Annotated in this window: 27 protein-coding genes; 9 read left to right on the top strand and 18 right to left on the bottom strand. The window is 73.0% G+C overall.

Features of this window, described 5'->3' with window-relative positions:
- The first annotated feature begins 169 nt into the window (after positions 1 to 169).
- Positions 170 to 829, top strand: a complete 660-nt coding sequence (locus AC0AIB_RS24550; protein WP_465097557.1) for a flagellar biosynthesis protein FlgA — start codon at positions 170 to 172, stop codon at positions 827 to 829.
- Positions 830 to 950: 121 nt separating this feature from the next.
- On the opposite strand, the gene AC0AIB_RS24555 is transcribed toward AC0AIB_RS24550, so the two are convergent.
- Positions 951 to 1,133 (bottom strand): hypothetical protein, encoded by a 183-nt coding sequence (locus AC0AIB_RS24555; RefSeq protein ID WP_442930582.1) that lies wholly within the window; start codon positions 1,131 to 1,133, stop codon positions 951 to 953.
- Positions 1,134 to 1,229: 96 nt separating this feature from the next.
- On the opposite strand from AC0AIB_RS24555, the gene AC0AIB_RS24560 reads away from it, so the two are divergent.
- Positions 1,230 to 1,598: a hypothetical protein gene (locus AC0AIB_RS24560; protein ID WP_328340354.1), complete on the top strand. Its 369-nt coding sequence runs from the start codon at positions 1,230 to 1,232 to the stop codon at positions 1,596 to 1,598.
- Between the two features lie 128 nt (positions 1,599 to 1,726).
- Here the strand turns inward: AC0AIB_RS24560 and AC0AIB_RS24565 are convergent, their stop codons facing one another.
- Positions 1,727 to 2,209, bottom strand: coding sequence for a DUF2231 domain-containing protein (locus AC0AIB_RS24565; protein ID WP_465097567.1), 483 nt, complete (start codon positions 2,207 to 2,209; stop codon positions 1,727 to 1,729).
- Positions 2,210 to 2,454: 245 nt separating this feature from the next.
- Here AC0AIB_RS24565 and AC0AIB_RS24570 point away from each other — a divergent pair, with 245 nt between their 5' ends.
- On the top strand, positions 2,455 to 3,306 hold the full coding sequence (locus AC0AIB_RS24570; RefSeq protein ID WP_328340356.1) for an oxygenase MpaB family protein: 852 nt from the start codon (positions 2,455 to 2,457) through the stop codon (positions 3,304 to 3,306).
- 76 nt (positions 3,307 to 3,382) lie between these two features.
- On the opposite strand, the gene AC0AIB_RS24575 is transcribed toward AC0AIB_RS24570, so the two are convergent.
- The 10 genes from AC0AIB_RS24575 to AC0AIB_RS24620 all read right to left on the bottom strand — a co-directional run bounded on the left by AC0AIB_RS24575 (position 3,383) and on the right by AC0AIB_RS24620 (position 11,221).
- A complete protein-coding gene (locus AC0AIB_RS24575; protein WP_465097568.1) occupies positions 3,383 to 4,219 on the bottom strand; it encodes a RecB family exonuclease in 837 nt (278 codons plus the stop codon).
- 125 nt (positions 4,220 to 4,344) lie between these two features.
- Positions 4,345 to 4,959, bottom strand: coding sequence for a MarC family protein (locus AC0AIB_RS24580; protein ID WP_328340360.1), 615 nt, complete (start codon positions 4,957 to 4,959; stop codon positions 4,345 to 4,347).
- Positions 4,960 to 4,999: 40 nt separating this feature from the next.
- Positions 5,000 to 5,866, bottom strand: a complete 867-nt coding sequence (locus AC0AIB_RS24585; RefSeq protein ID WP_328340362.1) for a PHP domain-containing protein — start codon at positions 5,864 to 5,866, stop codon at positions 5,000 to 5,002.
- A 47-nt stretch (positions 5,867 to 5,913) separates the two neighbouring features.
- A complete protein-coding gene (locus AC0AIB_RS24590; protein ID WP_465097558.1) occupies positions 5,914 to 7,161 on the bottom strand; it encodes a hypothetical protein in 1,248 nt (415 codons plus the stop codon).
- On the bottom strand, positions 7,158 to 7,844 hold the full coding sequence (locus AC0AIB_RS24595) for a SigE family RNA polymerase sigma factor (protein ID WP_328340366.1): 687 nt from the start codon (positions 7,842 to 7,844) through the stop codon (positions 7,158 to 7,160). The genes AC0AIB_RS24590 and AC0AIB_RS24595 overlap by 4 nt, the downstream gene beginning before the upstream one ends.
- A gap of 103 nt (positions 7,845 to 7,947) precedes the next feature.
- Positions 7,948 to 8,814 carry a PH domain-containing protein gene (locus AC0AIB_RS24600; RefSeq protein WP_465097559.1) on the bottom strand — a complete coding sequence of 289 codons (867 nt, stop codon included), beginning with the start codon at positions 8,812 to 8,814 and terminating at the stop codon, positions 7,948 to 7,950.
- A gap of 6 nt (positions 8,815 to 8,820) precedes the next feature.
- Entirely contained in the window at positions 8,821 to 8,979 is a 159-nt protein-coding gene (locus tag AC0AIB_RS24605) for a hypothetical protein (RefSeq protein WP_165942702.1), read from the bottom strand.
- Positions 8,980 to 9,095: 116 nt separating this feature from the next.
- Positions 9,096 to 9,797: a DUF6758 family protein gene (locus tag AC0AIB_RS24610; protein ID WP_328340372.1), complete on the bottom strand. Its 702-nt coding sequence runs from the start codon at positions 9,795 to 9,797 to the stop codon at positions 9,096 to 9,098.
- Between the two features lie 171 nt (positions 9,798 to 9,968).
- On the bottom strand, positions 9,969 to 10,592 hold the full coding sequence (locus AC0AIB_RS24615) for a TrmH family RNA methyltransferase (RefSeq protein ID WP_328340374.1): 624 nt from the start codon (positions 10,590 to 10,592) through the stop codon (positions 9,969 to 9,971).
- A 98-nt stretch (positions 10,593 to 10,690) separates the two neighbouring features.
- Entirely contained in the window at positions 10,691 to 11,221 is a 531-nt protein-coding gene (locus tag AC0AIB_RS24620; RefSeq protein ID WP_328340376.1) for a hypothetical protein, read from the bottom strand.
- 749 nt (positions 11,222 to 11,970) lie between these two features.
- Between AC0AIB_RS24620 and trxA the strand changes: the two genes are divergently transcribed.
- The 4 genes from trxA to AC0AIB_RS24640 all read left to right on the top strand — a co-directional run bounded on the left by trxA (position 11,971) and on the right by AC0AIB_RS24640 (position 14,118).
- Entirely contained in the window at positions 11,971 to 12,333 is a 363-nt protein-coding gene (gene trxA / locus AC0AIB_RS24625) for a thioredoxin (protein WP_328340378.1), read from the top strand.
- An 85-nt stretch (positions 12,334 to 12,418) separates the two neighbouring features.
- The gene (locus AC0AIB_RS24630; RefSeq protein WP_328340380.1) at positions 12,419 to 12,586 is read left to right on the top strand and encodes a hypothetical protein; all 168 of its coding nucleotides are present in this window, start codon (positions 12,419 to 12,421) and stop codon (positions 12,584 to 12,586) included.
- A 137-nt stretch (positions 12,587 to 12,723) separates the two neighbouring features.
- Positions 12,724 to 13,146 carry a CoA-binding protein gene (locus AC0AIB_RS24635; protein ID WP_328340382.1) on the top strand — a complete coding sequence of 141 codons (423 nt, stop codon included), beginning with the start codon at positions 12,724 to 12,726 and terminating at the stop codon, positions 13,144 to 13,146.
- A 414-nt stretch (positions 13,147 to 13,560) separates the two neighbouring features.
- A complete protein-coding gene (locus tag AC0AIB_RS24640; RefSeq protein WP_465097560.1) occupies positions 13,561 to 14,118 on the top strand; it encodes a DUF4190 domain-containing protein in 558 nt (185 codons plus the stop codon).
- Between the two features lie 46 nt (positions 14,119 to 14,164).
- Here AC0AIB_RS24640 and AC0AIB_RS24645 read toward each other — a convergent pair whose 3' ends face one another.
- Positions 14,165 to 15,001, bottom strand: a complete 837-nt coding sequence (locus AC0AIB_RS24645; RefSeq protein WP_328348940.1) for an SDR family NAD(P)-dependent oxidoreductase — start codon at positions 14,999 to 15,001, stop codon at positions 14,165 to 14,167.
- A gap of 223 nt (positions 15,002 to 15,224) precedes the next feature.
- Here AC0AIB_RS24645 and AC0AIB_RS24650 point away from each other — a divergent pair, with 223 nt between their 5' ends.
- Together AC0AIB_RS24650 and AC0AIB_RS24655 are read left to right on the top strand one after the other, a co-directional pair.
- The gene (locus AC0AIB_RS24650; protein ID WP_328340386.1) at positions 15,225 to 15,785 is read left to right on the top strand and encodes a DUF4190 domain-containing protein; all 561 of its coding nucleotides are present in this window, start codon (positions 15,225 to 15,227) and stop codon (positions 15,783 to 15,785) included.
- A gap of 81 nt (positions 15,786 to 15,866) precedes the next feature.
- Positions 15,867 to 16,712: an SDR family NAD(P)-dependent oxidoreductase gene (locus tag AC0AIB_RS24655; RefSeq protein WP_328340388.1), complete on the top strand. Its 846-nt coding sequence runs from the start codon at positions 15,867 to 15,869 to the stop codon at positions 16,710 to 16,712.
- A 55-nt stretch (positions 16,713 to 16,767) separates the two neighbouring features.
- Here the strand turns inward: AC0AIB_RS24655 and AC0AIB_RS24660 are convergent, their stop codons facing one another.
- The 5 genes from AC0AIB_RS24660 to AC0AIB_RS24680 all read right to left on the bottom strand — a co-directional run bounded on the left by AC0AIB_RS24660 (position 16,768) and on the right by AC0AIB_RS24680 (position 22,480).
- A complete protein-coding gene (locus AC0AIB_RS24660) occupies positions 16,768 to 17,325 on the bottom strand; it encodes a PIN domain-containing protein (protein ID WP_328340390.1) in 558 nt (185 codons plus the stop codon).
- Complete coding sequence (locus AC0AIB_RS24665; protein ID WP_465097561.1) at positions 17,322 to 18,464, bottom strand: helix-turn-helix domain-containing protein; 1,143 nt, start codon at positions 18,462 to 18,464, stop codon at positions 17,322 to 17,324. Before AC0AIB_RS24665 ends, AC0AIB_RS24660 begins: the two co-directional genes overlap by 4 nt.
- Before the next feature lie 71 nt (positions 18,465 to 18,535).
- Positions 18,536 to 20,830, bottom strand: coding sequence for an APC family permease (locus tag AC0AIB_RS24670; protein ID WP_328340394.1), 2,295 nt, complete (start codon positions 20,828 to 20,830; stop codon positions 18,536 to 18,538).
- A gap of 172 nt (positions 20,831 to 21,002) precedes the next feature.
- A complete protein-coding gene (locus AC0AIB_RS24675) occupies positions 21,003 to 21,971 on the bottom strand; it encodes a DMT family transporter (protein WP_465097562.1) in 969 nt (322 codons plus the stop codon).
- A gap of 44 nt (positions 21,972 to 22,015) precedes the next feature.
- Complete coding sequence (locus tag AC0AIB_RS24680) at positions 22,016 to 22,480, bottom strand: hypothetical protein (protein ID WP_328348941.1); 465 nt, start codon at positions 22,478 to 22,480, stop codon at positions 22,016 to 22,018.
- Positions 22,481 to 22,539 lie beyond the last annotated feature (59 nt).

The following is a 22,539-nucleotide window of genomic DNA, read 5'->3' on the forward strand; positions in this document are numbered from 1 at the left end:
AGGACGCCCGGCGTGACCCGGTCAGCGGGGGGTGGGGGGTGGGGGGTTTTCCACAGGTTCGTTTGTTGTCCACAGGCTGCGGACGACGGCTCGTGGGTTGGTGGTCCCGCGCCTAGCCTGCTGAAGCGGGATGCCGGCAGGGCATCCGGTGAGCGGCGGAGGTGTGGTCATGACGGCCGGTGGCATGGATGGTGAGGGCTCGCTGCGGCCGTTCCGTTGGCCGCGCCGCCCCGGCGGGGGAGCCCTGCTGCGGGCGGCACTGGTGGCCGCCCTGCTCGGATTGGCGGTGCTCGTCCTGGACACCCCGACCGGCTGTCCCACCAGCGCTGCACCACCCACCGTCTCCCTCGCCGCCGCAGGCTCCTCCGCCCCGACGACCGACCCCGGCGGATGTCCCGCTCCGCCGACCGGGGCGACGGACGGGGCTGCCGCCGCGAGCCAACCCGGCCACGCTCGCATCGCACCCACCCCGGGTACCGGCGGGACCGTTGTCCCCGGTGGGGCGGACGGGAGCCGGTCCGCCGACGGGGACACCCCGGCCGCGCTGCCGCTGCCGGAAGGCTTCGTGGGGGTGCCGGTACGTCTGGCCGAACCGGCCGCCCTCGCGGTCCTCCGCCCCGGCGCGCGGGTCGACCTGCTCGTGGTGCCGGGTGGTCGGACGGCCGGTGAGACCATCCTGCTGGCGGCCGACGCGCTGGTGCTCGACGTGGTGGGTGGAGGTGCCGCCGACGGCTCGTCCGCGCTCTACCTGGCGGTCCGGCCCGATCAGGCGCAGCGCTCCGTCGGCCAGCCGGAGGGCAGCCGGTTCAGCGTCGTGGTCCGGGGCTGAGCCACTCACGTGTCGACACAGCGGTATCGCACCCGCCCGGGTGCGCCACCGGAAGTGGATCCCGCCGGCCCCACGTCAGGACGATATTGATCGTGCGGGCCCGCACGATGGCCGGCGACGCTCAGTCCCAGTGCGGAGGACGCTCGGCGAGCAACCAGTCGTCGTTGCCACCACGGCGCTCACCCCAGCCGAAGTCGGTGTCGTCGGCGGTCTGCTCGGGCAACACCACGAAGTCGTCGCTGAGGTCGACCGCGCGGTCGTCGTCGCCGGGCACGCCGCGCCCGGCCGGGTCCTCGGTGATCACAACCGGCAAGACTACCCGGAGGACCGGCCCGATCGACCATCCTGCGGAATGGCGGGTCGACCCGTTCCACGGGCCTGGTTGGTAGCGTCGGACGGCGTGACGACGCCCAGCGGTGCCAGCCCCGAGGACGACTACTGGCGACGCCCGCCCGCGCAGCAACCCACCCCCGCACCCACCGAGCCGACGCCCCCGACGAACGCAGCCGAGCCGAAAGCCGAAGCCGGATCGGGGTGGCCTGCGGCGGGGGGTTACACCGGGCCGCCGCCGACCATGCCGCCGCCGCCGGGCTGGCGTCCACCGGTACACCTGGAGGCGACACCGGCCCGCGCCCTGCCCGGTCAGGACATGGCGGCGATGGACACGGCGGAGCAACGGGCGCAGCGGGTCACCTGGAGCGTCGGCGCAGTGGTAGGCGTCGTGTTGCTGGTGCTGCTCTGCCTGCTCTGCTCCCGCGCGCTGCGCTGACCACCGCCAGCCACCCCCGCCTGGACACCCGCCGGACGCCCACCTGCGGACCGGCCGGCCGCGCACCCTCGCCCGAGCGGCGGTGGTGCGCGGCCGGCCGTGGTCGGCCTACCGCCCGGGGTGACCGGTCAGAACGTGTTGCTCCACACCGAGGCGGCGCCGCTGTCCCCGGTGAGATAGGCGGAGATGGTGGTGAGCACCGCCAGCACCACGACGATCGCGGTCAGTACCCAGATCGCCCAGCTGGGCAGGTCCGGGGTACGCACCCGGTCGCTGGTCACCGCCAGCAACAGCAGCGCCGCCACGGCCAGCCCGAGGGTGAACCAGAGCAGAATGTCGCCGAACTCGGAATGCTCGTGGATCTTGGCAAGCAGTTCGGGTGAGTAGCCCTTCTCCTCCAGCGCCTCCTCGAACGCCTCCCCCGACTCGGTCGCCACCCAGGCGAGGACCGGGGTGACCACGGCCAGGATGGCCACCGCCCAGCCGAGGCGGGGCCGCCAGCGCGGCATCAACCCGTACGCGCTGGCCAGCAGGGCGAGCAGCGGTACGAAGACCACCACGGCATGGACCACCAGGACGTGACCTGGCAGACCGTTGATCTCTTTGAACACCGACACCTCCGGCAGTGGAATGCGGTTGCGGCAGACAGCGTACGACGGGCCGGTCGGCGCGATGTCCCCCATCCGCGTACACGTGGTCGCGAGCGCCCCGGTTCACCCGGCGTCGTCCCGACCCCGCAGCCCCGCAGCCCCGCCGGCCCGCCGGCCCGCCGGCCCGCCGGCCCGCCGGCCCGCCGGCCCGCAGTGGAGTATCCCGGCACCGGGCGGTACGCCGTCCGGCGTGGCACTGTTGACGGGTGGACAGCGACGATCTCGGCCTCTTCGGTCCCGGTTCGGTCACCTGGAAGGTGCACGACGAACCGATCCTGATCGTCGCCGGCCTGCGTTCCCTCTACCTGCAGGCCCTGCACCCCCGGGCGATGGCCGGGGTGGCCCAGAACAGCAACTTCCGGTCGGACGCCTGGGGCCGGCTTACCCGCACCGGCACGTACATCGGGACGGTCGCCTACGGCACCACCGCCGAGGCCGAGACGGCCGGTCGGAGGTTGCGGGCCCTGCACGCCAGGTTACGCGCCACCGACCCGTTCACCGGGGAACAGTTCCGGATCGACGAGCCGGACCTGCTGCGCTGGGTGCACGTCACCGGGGCCGAGTCGTTCGTCGGTACCGCCCGACGGGCCGGTCTGTCGCTGACCGGGGCCGAGGTGGACCAGTACTACACGGAGCAGCGGCGGGCCGCCGCACTGGTCGGGCTGGATCCGGCCGAGGTGCCCGGCAGCGCCGCCGAGGTGGCCGACTACTACCGGGCGGTCCGGCCCGAACTGCGGATGACGAAGGCGGCGGCGGAGACCGCTTTGTTCCTGACCGCACCGCCGATCCCGTGGAAGCTCAGCCGACCGGCCCGGCTCGGGCTGAGCCTCGGGCCACCGCGCTGGGCGTACTTCGGGGTGGCCGGCACCGCGCTCGGGTTGCTGCCGCCGTGGGCGCTCCGGCTGTACGGCGGTCTGGGGCTGCCCACCACCGCACTCTCCGCGGATCTGAGCGTACGGGCGCTGCGGCTGGCCCTGTCGGCGCTGCCCCGCACCTGGCGGGAGGACCCGATCCAGCAGGCGGCGAAGGAGCGCGCCGCCCGCCTCACCGCCGCCTGAACCGGGCAACTCCCCGCCCCGCACCGCCCCCGCACCGTGGGCTCGACCCGGCTCGACAGCGGCACCGGAACCGGCGTCAGTCGGCCGCCGGGGTGGTGGGGCGGTCGATCGCCGACCACGGTTCCCGGCCGGGCGTCTGCGCGCCCACCGGGCAGGTGCGCCGGTAGTCGCACCAGCCGCAGCGCGGCCCGGCCACGGTGGGGAACGCCTCGTCCGGGTCGACGCCGTCGGTGACCGACCGCTCGGCGGCCATGATGTCCCGGGCGGTGTCCTCGGCCCGGGTGAGCTGGCGGGTCAGCGACTCGACGCTGTGGTCGTGCCCGGCGACGGTGCCGGTCGGCAGGTGGTGCAGCTCGACCCGGCGGCACGGCCGACGGAACGTCCGCTCGGCCGCGTACGCGTAGAGGGCCAGCGCCTGCGAGCCGCGCGCGTCGTCGGCGTCCAGCCCGGTGCGGCCTGTCTTGTAGTCGACGATGACAAGCTCGGGGCCGTCCGGGCCGGGGCGGGAGTCGATCCGGTCGGCCCGCCCGTTGAAGGCCAGCACGGCGGTCTTGACGGCGACCACCCGTTCCACGCCCAACGGGTCGTCGCCGGGGTCGAGGGTCGAGACGTACCCCTCCAGCCAGCCCAGCGCCCGCTGGTAGGCCGCCCGTTCCTGCTCGTCGTCGCGGTAGCCCTCCCGAACCCAGGTGCCCTTGAGCAGGGCGGGCAGCGCCTCGGGACAACGCCGGTCGGCAGGCAGCGCATACCAGTTCTTCAGGGCGGTGTGCACGCTGGCGCCGAGCGAGTTGTGCGCCCACGGCGGCCCCTTCGGCGGGGCGGGCCGGTCCAGATAGGCGTAGCGGTAGCGCCGGGGGCAGTCGGCGTACGCCCCGAGCTTGCTGGGTGTGCAGGTGAAGAGCCGTTCGGGCATGCCGGCGAAGCCGAGCTGTTCGGACTGGCCGGAGCGGGGCCGGGGGGTACCGGCGGAGGAGGCTCGTCGCACACCCGTGATCCTGCCAGCCCGGTACGACAGCCCGGCACCGGCACGACGGTGGCTCAGCTCATGTTCACGTACTGGGTGACGAAGGCGGCCACCGCGTCGGCGATGAGCTGCACCGCGATGGCGGCCAGCAGCAGGCCGGCGATCCGGGTCAGCACCTCGATGCCGCCCGGCCGGAGGATCTTCACGATCCCGCCGGAGAACCGCAGCACGATCCAGACCGCCAGCATCACCGCGACGATCGCGGCGGCGATCGCGGAGACCTGTCCCACCCCGTCGGCCTGCTGCACGAAGAGCATGGTCGCCACGATCGCGCCGGGGCCGGCCAGCAGCGGGGTGCCCAGCGGCACCAGGGCGATGTTGGAGGTGACCTGCTGGCTGGGGTCGTCGGCCTTGCCGGTGAGCAGTTCCAGCGCGACCAGGATCAGCAGCAGCCCGCCGGCGGCCTGCAACGCCGGCAGGTCGACGTGCAGGTAGGCGAGGAGGGTCTGGCCGGCGACGGCGAAGACCACTATGACGCCGAGCGCCAGCGCGACCGCCTGCCAGGCGGCCCGGTTCCGGTCACGGGCCGCCAGCGGGCCGGTCAGGGCGAGGAAGATCGGCATCATGCCCGGCGGGTCGACGATGACCAGCAGGGTCACGAAGACCTCGCCGAAGAGCTTGAGATCCACCGGACGAGGGTAGCGGTGCCGCTGTCAGGCCGAACGCGGATCAGCCGGAAGCGACGCCGGTCACCCCCGAGGACGCCGCGACGATCCGCTCGTACGCCTCCGGCGCGGTGGTGTGCGCGCCCAGCCGGACGGTCTTGTGGCTGCCGTGGAAGTCCGACGAGCCGGTGACCAGCAGACCCAGTTCGGTGGCGAGCCGTCGGACGTGGGCCGCCTCGGCGGGCGTGTGGTCCTCGTGGTCGGCCTCCAACCCGGCCAACCCCACCCCGGCCAACTCGGCGATCAGCTCGTCCGGGACGATCCGCCCCCGCCGGCTGGCCCGGGGGTGGGCGAAGACCGGTACGCCCCCGGCCGCCCGGACCAGGGCGACGGCCCGGAACACGTCGATGTCCTCCTTGGGCAGCCGGTACCGCTCGCCCAGCCAGTCCCGGCCGAACGCCTCGGTGGTGGTGGCGACCAGACCCGCCCGGATCAGCGCGGCGGCGATGTGCGGGCGGCCGACCGTCCCACCGTCGGCGGCGGCCATGATCTCCGACCAGCTGACGTCGACGCCGTCGGCCCGCAGCAGCGCCACGATCCGTTCGCCGCGTACCTCCCGGGCCTGCCGTACCCGGGCCAGCTCGGCGACCAGCCCTGGGTGCGCCGGGTCGAACAGGTACGCCAGCAGGTGCAGCGGGACGGCCGGTGCGACGCCGTGCCAGCGGCAGGAGATCTCCGCGCCCCGGACCAGGCTCAACCCGGGCGGCAACGCGTCGACCGCCGGCCCCCACCCGGCGGTGGTGTCGTGGTCGGTGATCGCCACGACGGCCAACCCGGCCTCGGCGGCGGCCCGGACCAGTTCGGCCGGGCCGAGCGTGCCGTCGCTGGCGGTGGAGTGGGCGTGCAGGTCGATCATCGGGCGCGCGGGCATGGTCCCGACGCTACCGGGCGGGTCAGCCGCCGCCGGTCAGCGCGAGGTCACTCCGGGCCTGCCACCACTACCGGTCGGACGTCGGCGTTGGCCCCGGCAACCGGGGTAGAGACAGCCCGCTCCCCCGCCAGCACGTCGTCGGCGCGTAGCCGGGCCAGGGTGCCGTCCCGGTCGACGTACGCCGCGTGGCGGGTGTCCGTCCAGGCCACCTCGTCGCCGATCACCGGTCCGGCGGTCCGCTGGGGCGCGGCGGTGCCGGTCAGGTCGACCAGGATCGCGCCGTCCGATCCGGCGAGTCGACCGTTGACCAGCAGCCACCGCCCGTCGGGGGAGACGGCGCCCCGACCGTCGGCGGCGGGCGTCGGCTCGCAGCGGGTGCTGCCCGGGCTCAGGTCGGGGCCGAGCAGGGCCAGGCAGCTCCGGGTGCCGACGCGCACCCGGGCGACCAGCCGGCCGTCCGCCCTGCTCCCGTAGACGTCGAGGACGTCCGGTGCGACGGTGCCGGGCGGCGTGCCCGGGGACGGCCGCCACAGCAGGTGACCGCCCTGGGAACCGGCCCGGAGCACGACCTGGCTGCCGACGAACCGGACCGGGACCACACCGGCGGGAGCCGGCTCGGCCACCGTCGCGAGGAGCTGGCCGGCGACGATCCCGGCCGCGAAGACCCGGCCTTCGTCGCGCCAGGCCACCTGCCGACCGTCCGGCGACAGGACGATCTCCTCCGCCCCGGCGAGCAGCGCCCGCGGTTCACCGCCCGCGGGCACCATCCAGAGGGTACGGCCGGCAGCGGTGACCGCCCCGGTCAGCAGCCAGCCACCACGATCGGGCAGCCGTTGCGCGCGGTCGACCGGCCCGACGCCCAGGTCGTACCGCTGACCGGTGGCGGTGACCAGGACACCGGCCATGATCAGCTCGACCTCGCCGTCGGTCGGTTCGTCTGGTGGGACGGGCGCGACCGGGTCGGCGGACCGGGTGGCCACCCTGCTCGGGTCGCCGAGCACCACGGTCGGGGTGGTGGGCCGCTCCGCCTGCCCGCCGAGCTGGGTCATCCCACCGGTGGCCAGGGCCGTCACGACGCCGGCCAGCGCGAACCCGGCGACCGTACGCCGTCGGCGCATCCGCCGGGCCCGACCCAGCGCCGTCCCGGCCGGGTCTACCGGTAGCCGGTGCGGTACGGCGACCCGCTGGGAGAGGGTCTCCCGCAGGGCCCGCTCCAGCCGCTCGTCGTGCGTCACGGCGAATGGACGCTCGGGGCGGCCGGTCTGGTTGCCCGGCCGGGGTGACGGGGAGTTCATCGGGTCTCCGCGGCGACCGGTGTGGCCCGCGTCGGTGTCCGGGCCCGGTCGGTGACCAGGCCGGGCGAGGCCGGTCGGGGGGTACGCACCGGACGGGCGGACGCCACCACCGGACGGGGGCCGGCATCCGCCGGGAGCGGTGCCGGCTCGACCGGGCGGGGGACGGGATCGGTCGTAAGGTCGAGCTGTGCCTCGGCCCCGAGCCTGCGGCGCAGGGTGGCCAGGGCACGGGACGTCTGGCTCTTCACCGTGCCGGGCGAGATCTCCAGCAGGGCCGCCGTCTGGGCTTCCGACAGATCCTCGTAGTAGCGCAGCACCAGCACCGCGCGCTGTCGGGCGGGCAACGCCCGCAGGTGCTGCCAGAGCGCGTCCCGGTCGAGGTGCTGGGCGATCTCGTCCACGCCGGCCCGTTCGGGCAGCACCTCGGTGGGGCGCTCACCGTGCCACCGTCGCCGCCACCAACTGGTGGACGTGTTGACCAGCACCCGCCGGGCGTACGGCTCGACCGCCTCGATCCCACCCAGCCGTCGCCAGGCCAGGTACGTCTTGGTCAGCGCGGTCTGGAGCAGGTCCTCGGCGGTGGCCCAGTCCCCGGCGAGCAGGTACGCGGTGCGCAGCAGGGCACCGGAGCGCGCCGCGACGAAGTCGCGGAACTCGTCCTCCAGCGGATCCCGGTCGACCACCGCTCACCTCCGCACCCCGTCCTGCCAGGCAGGCTGCCATGCCGGGCGGCACCCGGTCGACGGCGAAAGGTGTGTAGTTCGCCCGACGGACGGACGAAAACCTTCAGGCGCCGTCGTCGGCCTTGGCCTCGTCGGCCTCCTTGCCCAACCGGGCCTCGACCGCCTGTGGCTCGTACATCTCCTCGACCACCCGCAGGTAGAGCTCGTTCGGGTTGGGCAGATTCTTGATCTCCCGCAGCGCCTGCTCCTGGCCGGCGGACTCCAGCACGAAGGTGCCGTAGTTGAGGGCCCGGCCGGTCGGGGTCTGCTCGTACTTCATGTCGGTGACCCGGGCCAGTGGCATCATGGCGACCTTGCGCGTGACGATGCCGTTGACCACCATGACCCGTTTGTTGGTCAGGATGAAGCGGTCGTACCACCAGTCGGCGACCTTCCAGGCGACCCAGCCCATCACCGCGAACCAGAGCAGCACCGCGATGGTGGTGAGGGCGCCGACGTCCTGCCCGGCGAGGAAGCCGGAGAGGTAGCCGAGGACGAAGGTGGCCGCCACGCCGACGATGATCGGGGTGGTGAGGTGGATCCAGTGCCGTTTCCACTCGCCCCGGTAGCGCTCGGTGGGGAAGAGGTAGCGGGCGACAAGCGAACTGGGCTCGTCCTCCAGCGGGAGTACCCGGCGGGGGGCCATGCCCTGGGAGTCGGACCGCAGGCCGGCCAACTCCTCCTCGGAGATGACCGGCTGCTGGTAGTCCGCCTCCGGATCACGGCCCCAGGGGCGCCCCTCACCGCCGTATCCCGGGCCGTCGCCGTAGCCGGCGTCGTCCGAGAAGGACGGTCCGCCGGGGAACCCCGCACCGGACCCGTAGCCCGGCCCGTCGTCGGGCCGGTACCTCGGGATCGGTTCGGTGTCCTGTTCCCGGCGGTCCCGGCCGGGATCGTCCGGGTCGAACGGGGGTCCGGAGGGGCTGCCCATCGGCGGCTAGGCGACGAGGCTCGTGAAGAAGTCACCAAAGCCCTGGGCGATGTCCACGATGCCACCGCCGAGCGACTTGAAGACGTCCGCTGCCGAATTTGGCCGGTAGGCAACGAAGAAGATCAAGAATGCGATACCGGCCCAGGTGAGGACCTTCTTGACCATAGCGGGCCATCCTCTCGCGCGGCGCCGGGTCCATTTACCGCAGCGGCACCCACAGTATCAGCATGGTGCCGCAGCGTGAATATCTGCGTCCCATCTCCGACTCACCCGGAGGGCCGTCAGGCCCTGCCGTGCAGGTACGGGGACGGTGCGCCGTACACGAGCTCGGGCGGAGTCCACTCGGTGAGGTCGTGCAGGACGACATCTTCCGCGAGGAGGTGACCCGCGCTCGCCGGCCAGGCTATCGCATGGAGCCACATTCCCCGAGCCTCACCGGCGTACGCGCTTCGATCCGTTGCGGAATTGACCAACCACAGTGGAGTCGGATGGCCGCCGGCCCGGATCCTCGCCGGCTCGACGTGTTCGGGATGACCAGGGCCGGGACCCGGCCCTGCCAGCACCTCCGTCAACTCTGGACCGGGGTCCGGGCCGGCCACCCCGGCGAACCGGGTGCCCAGTCCGACCCCGGGCTCCTCCGCCACCAGCACCAGCTCGGCCGGTCCGCCACCGAGCGGCGCCGGCCCGGCGCACGCGACGGCCGTGGCCCGGACGCCACCGGCCTCGTCACCGGCCCAGGCCACCCCGGTCACGGTCCAGCCGGACGGCAGCGGCCACGGGCACCACAGCGGCAGCGCGGGCCGCTCCGGGTCGCCCTCGGCGGCGACCCGGTCCACCACGCTCGCCACGATCTCGGCATCGATGTGCTCAGGCACGTGCAGCGGAGCGACCGGCCCGCACCGGACGCAGCGCGACGCACCGTTCATCAGGTCGGGCGGGCGCACCTGACCCGCACACCTCGGACAACTCACCACGACACTCACATCCCCACCGTGGCCCCACGAGGCGGGTCCGTCAAGCCGACCCCGCCGACGCGCTGCCCCTTCCTCGTCCCGCCTGCCGCCGGCCGCCCCGAGAGCCTGGGAAGGCGCGCGCCGACCCGACGGGCCCGGGATCGGCCGGCATCCGGGGAGCACCCGCGAGCGGGCGGCGGGTCAGGCCGGCGGGGCGGCAGCGTACGCGCGAATCCAGGCGTGCATGGCGATGCCGCTGGCCACTCCGGCGTTGATCGACCGGGTCGAGCCGTACTGGGCGATCGAGAAGAGCTGTTCACAGGCGGTCCGGGCGGCATCGGAGAGACCGGGGCCCTCCTGGCCGAAGAGCAGCACGCAGCGCCGGGGCAGGGTGGTGGTCTCCAGCGGTCGGGAGCCGGGCAGGTTGTCGATGCCGACCACGGGCAGATCGTGGCCGGCGGCCCATCCGACGAATTCCTCGATCGTCGGGTGGTGTCGGACGTGCTGGTACCGGTCGGTGACCATCGCGCCCCGCCGGTTCCACCGACGCAGCCCGACGATGTGCACCTCGGCGGCGAGGAAGGCGTTGGCGTTGCGGACCACCGTGCCGATGTTGAAGTCGTGCTGCCAGTTCTCGATGGCCACGTGGAAGTCGTGTCGACGCTCGTCCAGGTCGGCCACGACGGCCTCCCGCCGCCAGTAGCGGTAGCGGTCCACCACGTTGCGCCGATCGCCCGCGGCGAGCAGCTCCGGGTCGTAGCGGGGGTCGTCCGGCGGATCGCCGGGCCACGGTCCGACACCCACGTCGAGCTGGTCCTCGGTCACGATCCCAGGAGGGTACGGCCCTCGACCGCTGCCGTCGTGACCCACCCCGGTCGGCCCTGGTTCTCGTGGGTGCCGTAGCCGCCCATGCCCGCCCGGTGTCAGCGCAGCCCCAGGGCGTCGCCCAGGCGGTCCAGGAACCGCCGGTCGGCCAGGTCCGGATCACCGGCCCGGCACACCCGGACCGCCACCGACTCGACCCACTGCCGGTACGCGGCGGAGTCGGCCGGGTCGGCCCTGCGCCGCAGCACCCGCACGGCGGCCCGGCAGACCGGTGGCAGATCCGCCGGGCCGGCCAGTTCACCGGTCGCCAGGGCGGCCGGGCTGTCGTGCCGGGCGTAGATCGTGGCGACCACGGCGCGGACCAGGTCGCTGTCGGAGGCCCGGCCGGCGGCGACCGCGTCCAAGCCGACGAGGCCGGCGGCGACCGCGTCCAGCCCGACGGCGACCTCCCGGACCGGTCGACCCGGGCCGGGCGTGGCGGCGGCAACCAGCACCCGACCGGGCAGCGTGGTGAGCAGATCCCACTCGGCGGCGGAATAGACGGCGGTGGTCAACGGTGCGGCACGCCGTCCGGCAGAGGGCGGCTCTCCGGCGAGGGAGTGGCTCATCAGGACCTCCGCCGTCAGCATAGGCCGACCGAAGAGGTGACGGGCACGTCCCACCCCGATTCGCGCCGCTCGCCGCCCACCGCCCGGGTGTTCGCCGACACCCCGCCGCCGACCAGGGCGAATCGCCATCGGCAGGGGCGGCACCGCACCAGCCGGTGGCGGCACGGGGCGAGACGGCATCGGCTGGTGCGACGTGGCGCAGCGTCCCGATCACCGCGGCGCAGCGGCCTCCCCCTCGGTGGGCGGCGACGGAGTGCGGCCGAGGCGCCTTACCGCTGGTTAAGGAGATACCGGGGACGCGGGTGACAGGTAAATGCCACACCGGGGCTCACCCGGGGGGAGACGCAATGAGCGGCGGGGCCCTCCCCGGCACCCGCCGCCCACGCTCTGATGCCCAAGATTCTGCCCCATCCGCGCGATGAACGAACAGAGACGGAGGTCACATTTATCTTTTCGTAACAATACGAAGAGTCACTAATGATCAACGAGAGAGCGATCTCCGCAGGTGAAGTAGGCCCTTGTCAGGCGGCAAGTTCGGGCATGATGGCTGCTCCGGGCTGCGATCTCCCTGGAAACGCTCCCATCACGGCCGGTCACGCAAATGCGTCATGCAAGTGCAGTCCGCACGCGCGCATCGACAGACACGGCTCGATGGGCAGGATCGGGCCGTCCGGGCCGCGCCGGTTTCGGTGCCCGCAACCCGGGAATTTGCCGGGGTACCGCCTGGTTCTACCGGACGAAAAAGCAATCCGCGCTGATCGGAGAGTCCAATGGCAACCGTTGAGCTGACCACGGCCAACTTCGACGAGGTGACCGGAAGCAGCGGCATCGTGCTGGTCGACTTCTGGGCCGAGTGGTGCGGCCCGTGCAAGCGGTTCGCCCCGGTCTACGAGCGATCGTCGGAGAAGCACCCGGAGATCACCTTCGGCAAGGTCGACACCGAGGCCCAGCAGGAGCTCGGCGCCAAGTTCGACATCCGCTCGATCCCGACGATCATGGCGGTCCGGGACGGTGTCATCGTCTTCGCCCAGCCCGGCGCCCTGCCCGAGTCGGCCCTGGAGAACCTGATCGAGCAGGTCCAGGCCCTCGACATGGACGACGTACGCAAGCAGCTGGCCAACCACCAGCACTGAACGCCACAGGCGGCGGCCGGGTCCACGGGACCGGGCCGCCGTCGCGCACTTGCACCGCAATCGCACACGTGTTCGAATGAGCGGCATGCGCTGGAAGCGCCTCTCCGCTCCCCCGGACGAGGCGCATCCCGACCGGGCAGCGCCAGCGACGCCACCCCTGCCGCTGGCGCTGCCCGGGGCGGGCCCGGCGACACCCGCAGCCTGCCGGCTCCGTCACCCGCACCCCGCTCCCGGACAACTCGCCCTGCTGTGACCGCGACCGCTGCCGACCTCGCCGTCCGATAGAGCCGGTCCGCTGCCGGCCCACTGCCCGGAGAACCGGGCCGCCGATGATTCGGCCTGCCACCCACAACTGCGGGAGTTCCCGACCGGCGGGGCTAGGCTCGGCGGATGCGGACCGCACAGCAACTCCTCGCCGACTCCGCCGTGATCGCCGTCGTGGGCGCGTCCCGCGACCCGGGCAAGGCCGCGCACCGGGTACCGGCGCAGATGCAGCGGTACGGCTGGCGGATCATCCCGGTCAACCCGACTGTGGACGAGTTGTTCGGTGAGCGGGCGTACGCCTCGCTTGCCGACATCCCGCACCCGGTGGACCTGGTGGACGTCTTCCGGCCGGCCCGGGACGCGATCGAGGTGGTGCGTCAGGCGGCGGCGATCGGCGCCCCGGCGGTCTGGCTCCAGCTCGGCATCGTCTCGCCGGAGGCACGGCGGATCGCCGAGGAGGCCGGCATGGACTACGTCGAGGACCGGTGCCTGATCGTCGAACGGGCCGCCGCCGGCCTCACCCGGCTCGACCCGGAGCAGCGCGGCTGAGACCAGCTCGGCTTGACCAGCTCGGCTTGACCACCTCGACCGGGACCAGCTCGGCTTGACCAGCGCGACCGGGACCAGCTCGGCTTGACCAGCGCGACCGAGACCAGCTCGGCTTGACCAGCGCGACCGAGACCACCTCGACCGAGGCCGGCGCGGGTTCGGCTGCATCAGCCTTCGGGGCGTCCCGGCCTACCCGCCAAGGTGACCAGTCCCCTCAACCACGGTGAAAGGTGCACCGTTGCCGGTAGCGTCCGCCGGAGGAAGGGCACTGACCTGCGGCGGAGGGTGGACACCGTGAGTACCCCAGCGGGGGAGCCGGAGCAGCCACCGTCACCGTACGAGCCACCCCACCTCCCGCCCGACGGTCCGGCGGCCCCACCCGGGCCCGGCTCGACGGGCGGAGAGCGGGGACCTATGCAGCCCGCCCGGTCACCCTGGGAACAACCCGCCGGGCCATCGCCCTGGGAACAACCCGCCGAGCCGGCACCGTGGGGACAGCCCGCCGAGCCCCCGCCTGGGCAGCCGACCGAGCCGCCACCGTGGAGCCAGCCGACCGAGCCGCCGCAGTGGGGGCAGCAGCCACCGGGCGAGCAGCCATGGGGGCAGCAGCAACCGTGGGGGCAGCAGCCAGGGGACCAGGGCCAGCAGCAGGCCTGGGGGGAGCAACCGGGCTACCCGGCCCCCGGGCAGTACGGGCAGTACGGGCAGTACGGGCCGCCGGGCGGCGGCGGGACCAACGTACTGGCGGTCCTGTGCCTGGTCCTCGCCTTCGTCTTCGCCCCGGCCGGCATCGTCCTGGGTCACCTGGCGAAGCGGCAGATCAAGCGCACCGGAGAGGCAGGCGACCAGCTCGCCACCTGGGGACTGGTCCTCAGCTACGCGTTCACCGTGATCGGGGTGCTCGCCTGCTGCGGCTGGCTGGCCGTCGTGGTGTGGGCCGGTGCCGGCAGCAACAGCGGCACCGGTTACTGAGACGGCATCGTGCTGCCGGTCCGGCCGGTACGACAGCGGGCGCCGCTCAGCGGAACTGTGACTCCCGGACGCTGTTGCCGCCGTCCACCACCAGCATCTGCCCGGTGATGTACGACGCCGCCGGGGAGCAGAGGAAACTGATCGCGGCGGCCACCTCGTCGGGGGTGCCGGGGCGTCCGACCGGGGTACCCAGCCCCTGTTTGATCTCCGCCATCGTGGAGGCCGCCGTGTAGATCGTGCCGGGGGCCACCGCGTTCACCGTCACCCCGTCGGCGATCATCTCCATCGCCAGCGCCCGGGTGAGCCCGACCACGCCCGCCTTGGCCGCCGCGTACGCCGCCTCGGTGGGCAGGGCGTTCACCGGGCCGGCGGTCGCCGACAGGTTGACGATCCGTCCCCAGCCCCGCTCGGCCATCCCGCTGATGAACGCCCGGCTGCACAGGAACGCGGTGGTCAGGTTCCGGTCGATCTCGCCACGCCACTCGTCGTAGCTGAGCTGGGCCACCGGGCGGAGCACCTCGGGGCTGGCCCGGCTGGCCAGGCCGGCGTTGTTCACCAGCACCTCGACGTCACCGAGCTGCTCGGCGACCGCGTCGGCCAGTGCGCCGACCTCGGACTCGTCGGTCAGGTCGGCGACGAAGCCGGTCACGCCCAGCTCGCCGGCCCGCTCGTGGATCCGCCTGGTCGTGGAGACGATCGCCACCCGGGCCCCCAGGTCGGCCAGCCGACGGGCGGTCGCGTACCCGATGCCGTCCGGGCTTCCCGCGCCGGTGACCAGGGCGACCCGGCCGTCCAGGCGCATGGTCACCGGGTCGGCCACCGGCATCGGCTCGTCCTGCCCGGGCTGGCTGCCCCCGCCGCCGGCGCGGGTGCGCCGGGCCAGGCCGGGACGGCTCACGTCCCGCCTCGGTCGGCTGCCGGATCGGTCGGCCCCACGCGCGTCGATAGCCATGCCGGGCATCCTGCCCGGTCGGCGCGGCCCGGGCAACGAGCCACCACGGGCGGACCCCGGCGCGCCTCGGGCAGCGAGCAAACATGGGCGGACCTCGGTACTGTCCGGCGCTGGCTACCCTGACGGCGCACCTACATGCGACGGAGAAGATCAGATGACCTACCCCCCGCCTTCCGGTTGGCAGGACCCGGCGTCGTCGAGCCAGCAGCCCGACCCGACCCTGCCGGTCAGCGGCCAGCCGATTTCCACCCAACCGACAGGCAAGGACCCCTACGCCCCGGCCGACCCGTTCGCGGGTGCGCCGTTCATCCCCGCCCAGGCCGGCCCGGTCGACCCGTACGCCGCCGCAGCCGCCTACCCGCAACCCGGCGGGTACCCGCAACCGGCGGGGTTCCCCGGCTACGGCGGCTACCAGCCCCCGCCGCCCCAGAACGGCCTCGCCATCGCCTCGATGATCGTCTCGATCATCGGCGCGATCGGCCTCTGCGGTTACGGGCTCGGCGGCTACATCGGCATCATCGGCGCGATCCTCGGCCACGTGGCCCGCAAGCAGCTCAAGGAGCGGGGGGAGGGTGGTGCGGGCTTCGCCACCGCCGGCATCATCGTCGGCTGGATCTCCACCGTCATCGCGGTGCTGGCCACCATCGCGATCGTGGTCTTCTTCGTCTGGCTGGCCAACCAGGAGTCGTCGACCGGCTACGGCACCGCGTACTGATCCGGCCGGCCGCCCCGGAGAGCCCGGGGCGGCCCGTCCGGTGGCACCGAGGATGTGGTGACGCCACGGTAACCTCGTGCCGTGACCGGGGTGGACGGACCTGAGGAAGATCTCACTGGGCGACGGACCGTGGTGGTGACCGGGGCCAGCTCCGGCATCGGGCTGGCCGCCGCCGTGGCGCTGGCCCGGCGGGGCGACCGGGTGGTGCTGGTCGGCCGGGACCCGGCCCGACTCCAGGCCGCCGGTGATCGGGTACGCGAGGCGTCCGGCGAGCGCCCCGAACTGTTCCGCGCCGACTTCGCCGTGCTGGACGACGTACGCGGCCTCGCCGAGCGGTTACGGGCGGCGTACGACCGGATCGACGTGCTGGCGAACAACGCCGGGGCGATCGTGTTGGCGCCACTCACCACGGTCGACGGGTTCGAGCTGTCGATCCAGGCCAACCACCTGGCCCCGTTCCTGCTGAGCAACCTGTTGATCGGCCGGGTCGGCCGGCTGGTGGTGACCGCCTCCGGCGCGCACCGCAGCGGCACCCTCGACCCGGACGACCTCAACGCCGCGCTGCGCCGCTACCGGCCGATGCGCGCGTACGGCACCAGCAAGCAGGCCAACATCCTGTTCGCCGCCGAGGCCGCCCGACGCTGGCCGGACGTGCCGGCGTACTCGTTCCATCCGGGCGTGGTGCGGACCCGGTTCGGCGCGGACAGCCGGCTGGTCGCCCTCGGCATGCGGGTGATGCCGTTCCGCAGCCCGGAGAAGGGCGCGGAGACCCTGGTCTGGCTGGCCAACCAGCCCGCCTCCCGGCTGGTCGACGGCGGCTACTACGCCGATCGGCGGCTGCGCCGCCCCTGGCCGAGAGCGGCCGATCCGGCCCTGGCCGCCCGCCTCTGGACCGCCAGCGCCAAGGCCGTCGGCATCGAACCCTGACCCGGCCTCGAAGGGAACTACTACTCCTACGCACCACCGTCGCGCAGGAAGACGGTCACAGTTCGTCGTATTCCAGAAGCCCGTTCTCCAGAACATGATGACGGAAACCGCCGACCCCAAAGGGCAGGTAGTACTCGCCTTCCAGAAGATGGTCGGCCAGGTACTCGACCATCGGCATGGCGAGTCTGTTCGTGCGCACCGCCTCGCACAGCAGCGAAACGGTCGCCGTGACTTGGAGACCTCTTTCTTCCGCCATCTGACGCGGCACGGCGTCGTCTAACACGATTTCACACTTGTAGACCTGCCCCATGGCGAGCACCCCACATTCACCAACGTTCCTACCACCAGCCACCAGCCGATCGGCGTAGTGGGCGAACGCCTCGATAAAATCGAGATCAGTTGACCTGTGAACTTGGATCCAATCTGCATCGAGCACCGCACGGGCGGCCGGCACATGCTCGACAGCACCATTGAGCTCACGCTCCACGCTCTCAGGGATGTAGACAGGTCGGCCCTCAGCCAGAAAATGCAGGACCCTCAGCCATCCCTGCTTCGCAAAATGGCGCAACGGCCCGGTGTCGAAAACCAGGGCGTTCTCGGGAACCGCCGTCACGACACGAAACGCCAGATCTCGTCGGCCCGACGCTCGCGAATCTGCGGCAGGTCCACCTCGTCGAACGTGCCCTGAAGTAGGTCCAAGGCCCGTTCGCGGCTGATTCGCTCATCCCGCACGAGCCGCAGCACCGCACGGGCGAACGATCGAGGAACCGTCGTCCCCGCCAACTCCTCCGAGGGGACGTTGAGACCCATCTCTACGATGTCAGCCTGGGTCGTGCGGTACTTGCGCACCGAGGCGACCTGCTCACTGTCTGCTAGACCCAATTCTCTCAGACGCTTTGCGAGGGTGGCCATGTCAACCCGAAACGCACTGGCCAGATAGATCGCCGCAGCGCGCTCTCCGGACTGGGAGGCCTTTTCCTCCCACTGCCGGGTGACCGAAACCTCGGGCAGCAGAAACGCGCGCGCAAATCGATCGAGGCGTGACTCCAGGGGGACGACAAGATCGGAGTGGTCAGCCACTCGCCAGTCGATGGTGTACGTGTCCGCGATGAGGTAATGACCGAGTTCGTGCGCTAGGGCGAGTCTCCTACGGCCGACCTTCATGTGGCTGTTCACGAGACATACACCGCCACGGGGCAATAGGATCGATCCTGCGTCCGCCGTATCTTTGCCGATATCGCGAGAGAACGCCAGAAGGCCGACGTCGGCGACCCGTTCGGCGAACTGGCGGATCGGTTCCGCTGCCGAAAAGGCCAACAGGTCGCGCGCCTGCCCCGCAAGCGCCTCGGCCTCCACGTTGGTTGCAGGCGGCGTGATGCCGGCCCGGACGACCGCCTCGGCACCACCGAGCCCCAGTTCGTCGACGCCCAACGAGGCGACGAATTCGACCTCGCTGGCGAACTTCGTCAGCAGGGCGTCGACCTGCGAGTCCACGGTGTCCAGCCCTTGGCTGGACCGATGCGCGACAAGCGCGGGAACAGGCTCCTCGAAGAAAGTCGACATTCGCACACCGATTGCGGAGGCGATGTCCGCCAACTCGAGTGCCGTGACCTTACGTACGCCACTCTCGATCTTGTTCATGACCGTGCGCTCGATGCCCACCGCCTGTCCGAGGTCCTCTTGGCTAAGGTCTGCACGCTTACGCGCTTCTCGGATGCGCTCCCCCAGCGTCCGCGCGTCGATGTCAGCCACAGTGCGATTCTCGCACACTATGGCTGTGACGCAGGCCACGAACTCGAGAAATCACCAGTCGGGTAGCCGCTCTACTCGACGAGGTGGACCGGGATGCTTGTCACCACCACGCCGGGCAGCGCCCGCAACGCCTTGCGCAGCCGTTGCTCGGTACGGCTGTGCAGCAGGCGGTGCCACGGCCGGCGCAGCACCACCTCCGGCACCACCACGGTCAGCACCAGCTCCGGCGCGGCGGCGTGCAACGCGGCCAGGTAGTGCGCCAACGGCCCGATCACCGCCCGGTACGGCGAGACGATCGTCTCCAGCCGGACGTGGTCCCCCCAGGCCCGCCACTGTTCCCGGAACCGGTCCGCCTCGGCGTCCTCCGGGGCGAGGTGCACCGCCAGCGTCGGCCGGCCCAGCGACACCGCGTACGCCAGGGCACGCATCGACGCCCGGTTGAGCCGTACCACCGGGACCACCACCAGGTGCCGCAGCTCCTGCGGCACCTCCTCCCCCTCGACGGACCCGGCAGCGCGGTCCGGAGCGGCGGGCGGCGGGCCCGCGCCCGGCCCGCCCGCCACCGACGGCGACCGCGCCCCGGAGGGCCGAGCCCCGGACGGCCGAGCCCCGGGCTCCCGCCCGGCCGGCGGGGGTCGCAGGGCCAGGGCGGCGTGCAGGGTGCGGTAGTGCCGGTGCACCCGGTGGAAGAGCAGCACCAGCAGCGGTACGGCGACCACCACCACCCACGCCCCCTCGGTGAACTTCGCCACCGCCGCGGTCAGCAGCACAAGACCGGACAGGACCGCGCCCACCCCGTTGACAAGCGCCCGACGCCGCCAGCCGGCCTCCCGGTGCCGCCGCCAGTGCACCACCATGCCGCTCTGCGACAGGGTGAAGGCGAGGAACACCCCCACCGCGTACAGCGGGATCAGCTTCTCGGTGTGCCCGCCGAACGCGACGAACACCACGATCGCCGTCCCGGCCAGCGCCACCAGCCCGTTGCCGAACGCCAGCCGGTCGCCGAGGTGCAGGAAGCGGCGCGGCGCGTGACCGGCGCGGGCCATGAAGAACAGCAGCCGGGGAAAGTCGTTGAACGCGGTGTTCGCGGCCAGCAGCAGGATCAGCGCGGTGGTCGCCTGGACGACGGCGTACCAGGGGCCGGTCGGGAAGGTGACCCGGGCCAGTTGGGACAGCAGCGTCTCACCGGGGCGGGGCACCAGGCCGGTCAGGTGGATCAGCAGGGTCAGCCCGGCGAAGAGGACCACCAGCATCGCCACCATCCAGGCCAGCGTGGTGCGCGCGTTGCGCCACTCCGTCGGGCGGAACGCCGGGACCGCGTTGGAGACCGCCTCGATGCCGGTCATCGACACCGCCCCGGAGGCGAACGCCCGCAGCACCAGCAGCAGCCCCAGCCCCTGGGTCGCCGGCACGGCCGGCGGGGCCACCGGCACGAACCCCCGCCCCGCCGCCCGCAGGTAGCCCACCACCAGCAACCCCGACAGGGCTGCCACGAAGGCGTACGTGGGGAGGACGAAGATGTTGCCGGCGGTGCGTACCCCGCGCAGGTTGCCGGCGAGCAGCAGCAGGATCACCAGTGCCCCGAGCGGCACGGTGAAGGGCGTCAGCCCCGGCAGCGCCGAGGTGATCGCGTGCATTCCGGCGGCGATCGACACCGACACGGTCAGCACGTAGTCCAGCATCAGCCCGGCGGCGGCGGTCAGCCCCGCGCCGACGCCCAGGTTGTCCCCCGCCACCAGGTACGACCCGGCCCCGTGCGGGTACGCCGGGATGGTCTGCCGGTACGAGATCCCGACGGCGACCATCAGCAGCACCAGCGCGGCCGAGAGCGGCAGGGCCAGGCCCAGTGCGCCACTGCCGGCGAGCACCAGCACTGTCAACAGCGCCTCCGGCCCGTACGCCACCGAGCTGAGCAGGTCGGAGGAGAGCACCGGCAGGGCCACCAGTTTGCGCATCCGCTCGTGCAGCACCGCCGCGCTGGTCAGCGGCGGGCCGAGGAGCACCCGTCGGACCCGGGCCAGCCGCCGGCCGAGCCGGGAGTCGGGCGGGCTCGCCGGTGCGGCAGCAACCAACCCGTCCCGCCCATCCCGCCCGGCCTGCCCGACCCGCCCGGCCTGCCCGGCCCGCTCGGCCTGCTCCGGCCGGAACAGGGCGATCGGGGCCAGCCGGCTGAACCGGCCCGGGGCGGGACTGCTCCGGTACCGGTCCAGAGTCGGGTCGACCGGCAGGGCGGGCGGCGCCCCGGTCGGCCAGTGCGCGCCGACCCGGCGCAGGGTGTCCACCTCGGCCGGGTCGAGCGGCGGGAACTCCGCCGACGGGGTGACCACGGTGCCGCCGTGCTCCTCTTCCGCGCTCCGCCCCGACATCGCCCCACCTCCCCCCGCACTCTCACGTGCGGGCGGAACCCGCGTCGGCGATTCGGGTGGAATCGCGACGAACGACATCGCCGCCGACAGACAGACGGACGAACGCGACGTCCGGCAGCGGCCCGGTCAGGCAGCGGCAGCGGAGGTGGTCGGGCGGGTCGCGGGCAGGCGGTCAGGGCGGTGGTGGGGCGACGTCGGCGGGGACCGCCGGGGCGGGGCGGCGGCCGGCACGGGATCCGCCGAGCACCACCACGGCCACCCCGGCGAGCAGCAGCGCCAACCCGGGCAGGGCGAGCGGACGCGGTAACTGCCCCAGCCAGGCCCAGGCGATCAGCGCCGCCCCGGGCGCCTCCAGCAGGATCAGCACGCTGATCGTGGTCGCCGACACCCGGCGCAGCGCATGGTTGAACATCGAGTGGCCGAGCAGTTGGGCCCCCGCGACCAGCCCGATGATCGCCAGCCACGTGCTTGACGCGTAGCCGTGCAGCCGTACCCCGCCGACCAGGCAGACGGCGAGCAGGACCGCCGCGCACACGCCGTAGCAGATGGTGGTGTAGGTGGCGGTGCTGATGGTGGCGCGGGCGCGTTCGCCGAACGCGGTGTAGACGGCGGCGAACATACCGCCGACCACCGCGAGCAGGTCACCGGCGAAGGCCCGGCCGGAGACCCCGACGTCCGCACCGGTGGCGAGGACCGCGCCGAGCACCGCCAGCCCGATGCCGCCCCAGACGGCGTACGACAGCCTTCGGCCCTGCCAGCGGGCGATCAGCCCCTGCCAGACCGGCTGGGTGGCGCCCAGCGCGGTGGCCGCCGCGACGGAGGTGAGCTGGGCGCTCGGCATCCAGGTGGCGAAGTGGGCGGCCAGCGCCACCCCGGACAGCACGCAGTACCAGCCCTCCCGGCGGCCCGCCCCCACGGTCAGCGACCGGAGCTCGGGCCGGCGGCGGGCCAGCGTGAACGGGGCGAGCACGGCGGTCGAGAGCATCGTCCGCCAGAACGCGACGGCCAGCGCCGGGGCCGCCGCGAAGGCGATCAGCGGGGCCGACGACGAGACCGAGGAAACGGCGAGCACCAGGACGCCGACGGTCAGCGGATCGACGGGCGGACGGGGGTGGGGTGGGGCAGAGGACACGGACAGCAATCCTCACACAGCCACCGCCGGTGCCGCGGACGCCGGACGGTGGGTCAGCGGCGGCGGACCCGGTGCAGGCGGAACGGCTTGCGGGTGGCCCGGACCACTGCCGCGCCGCGCGGCTCGGCGGCCAGCGAGGCATCCGGCAGGGCCTCCCCGGCGTCCGGTGGGCCGTCCGGGGCGAGGCGGGTCAGCGCGCAACCGTCGGCCGCCCAGCGAGCCACCAGGTCGGCGGTCGGGCCGGAGGCGTTCAGCCGCTTCGCCGCCACCAGTGGGGCCGACGTCTCCCACTCCGGCGTGCCCGGGGCCAGCCTGGTCACCCGGGCCGGCCAGGTCACGATGCGCCCGCCGTGGTCGCCGCGCAGGGTGACCCGGGCGGCAGCGGCGTCGGCCAGCCCCGGCGCGGTCTGCTCCCCCGGCCCGCTGACCACGAACAACGACCCCTCCAGGGGTACGCACCACAGCGCGACCGCCGGCCGGTCGCCGACGCCCACCCAGGCCACGGCGGCCTTCTTCATCGCCTCGTCGACCAGGGGCGTCGACCCGGAAGCGTCCACCTCGTCCGTCACACCGGCAT

The organism is Micromonospora sp. DSM 43699 (assembly GCF_055517075.1).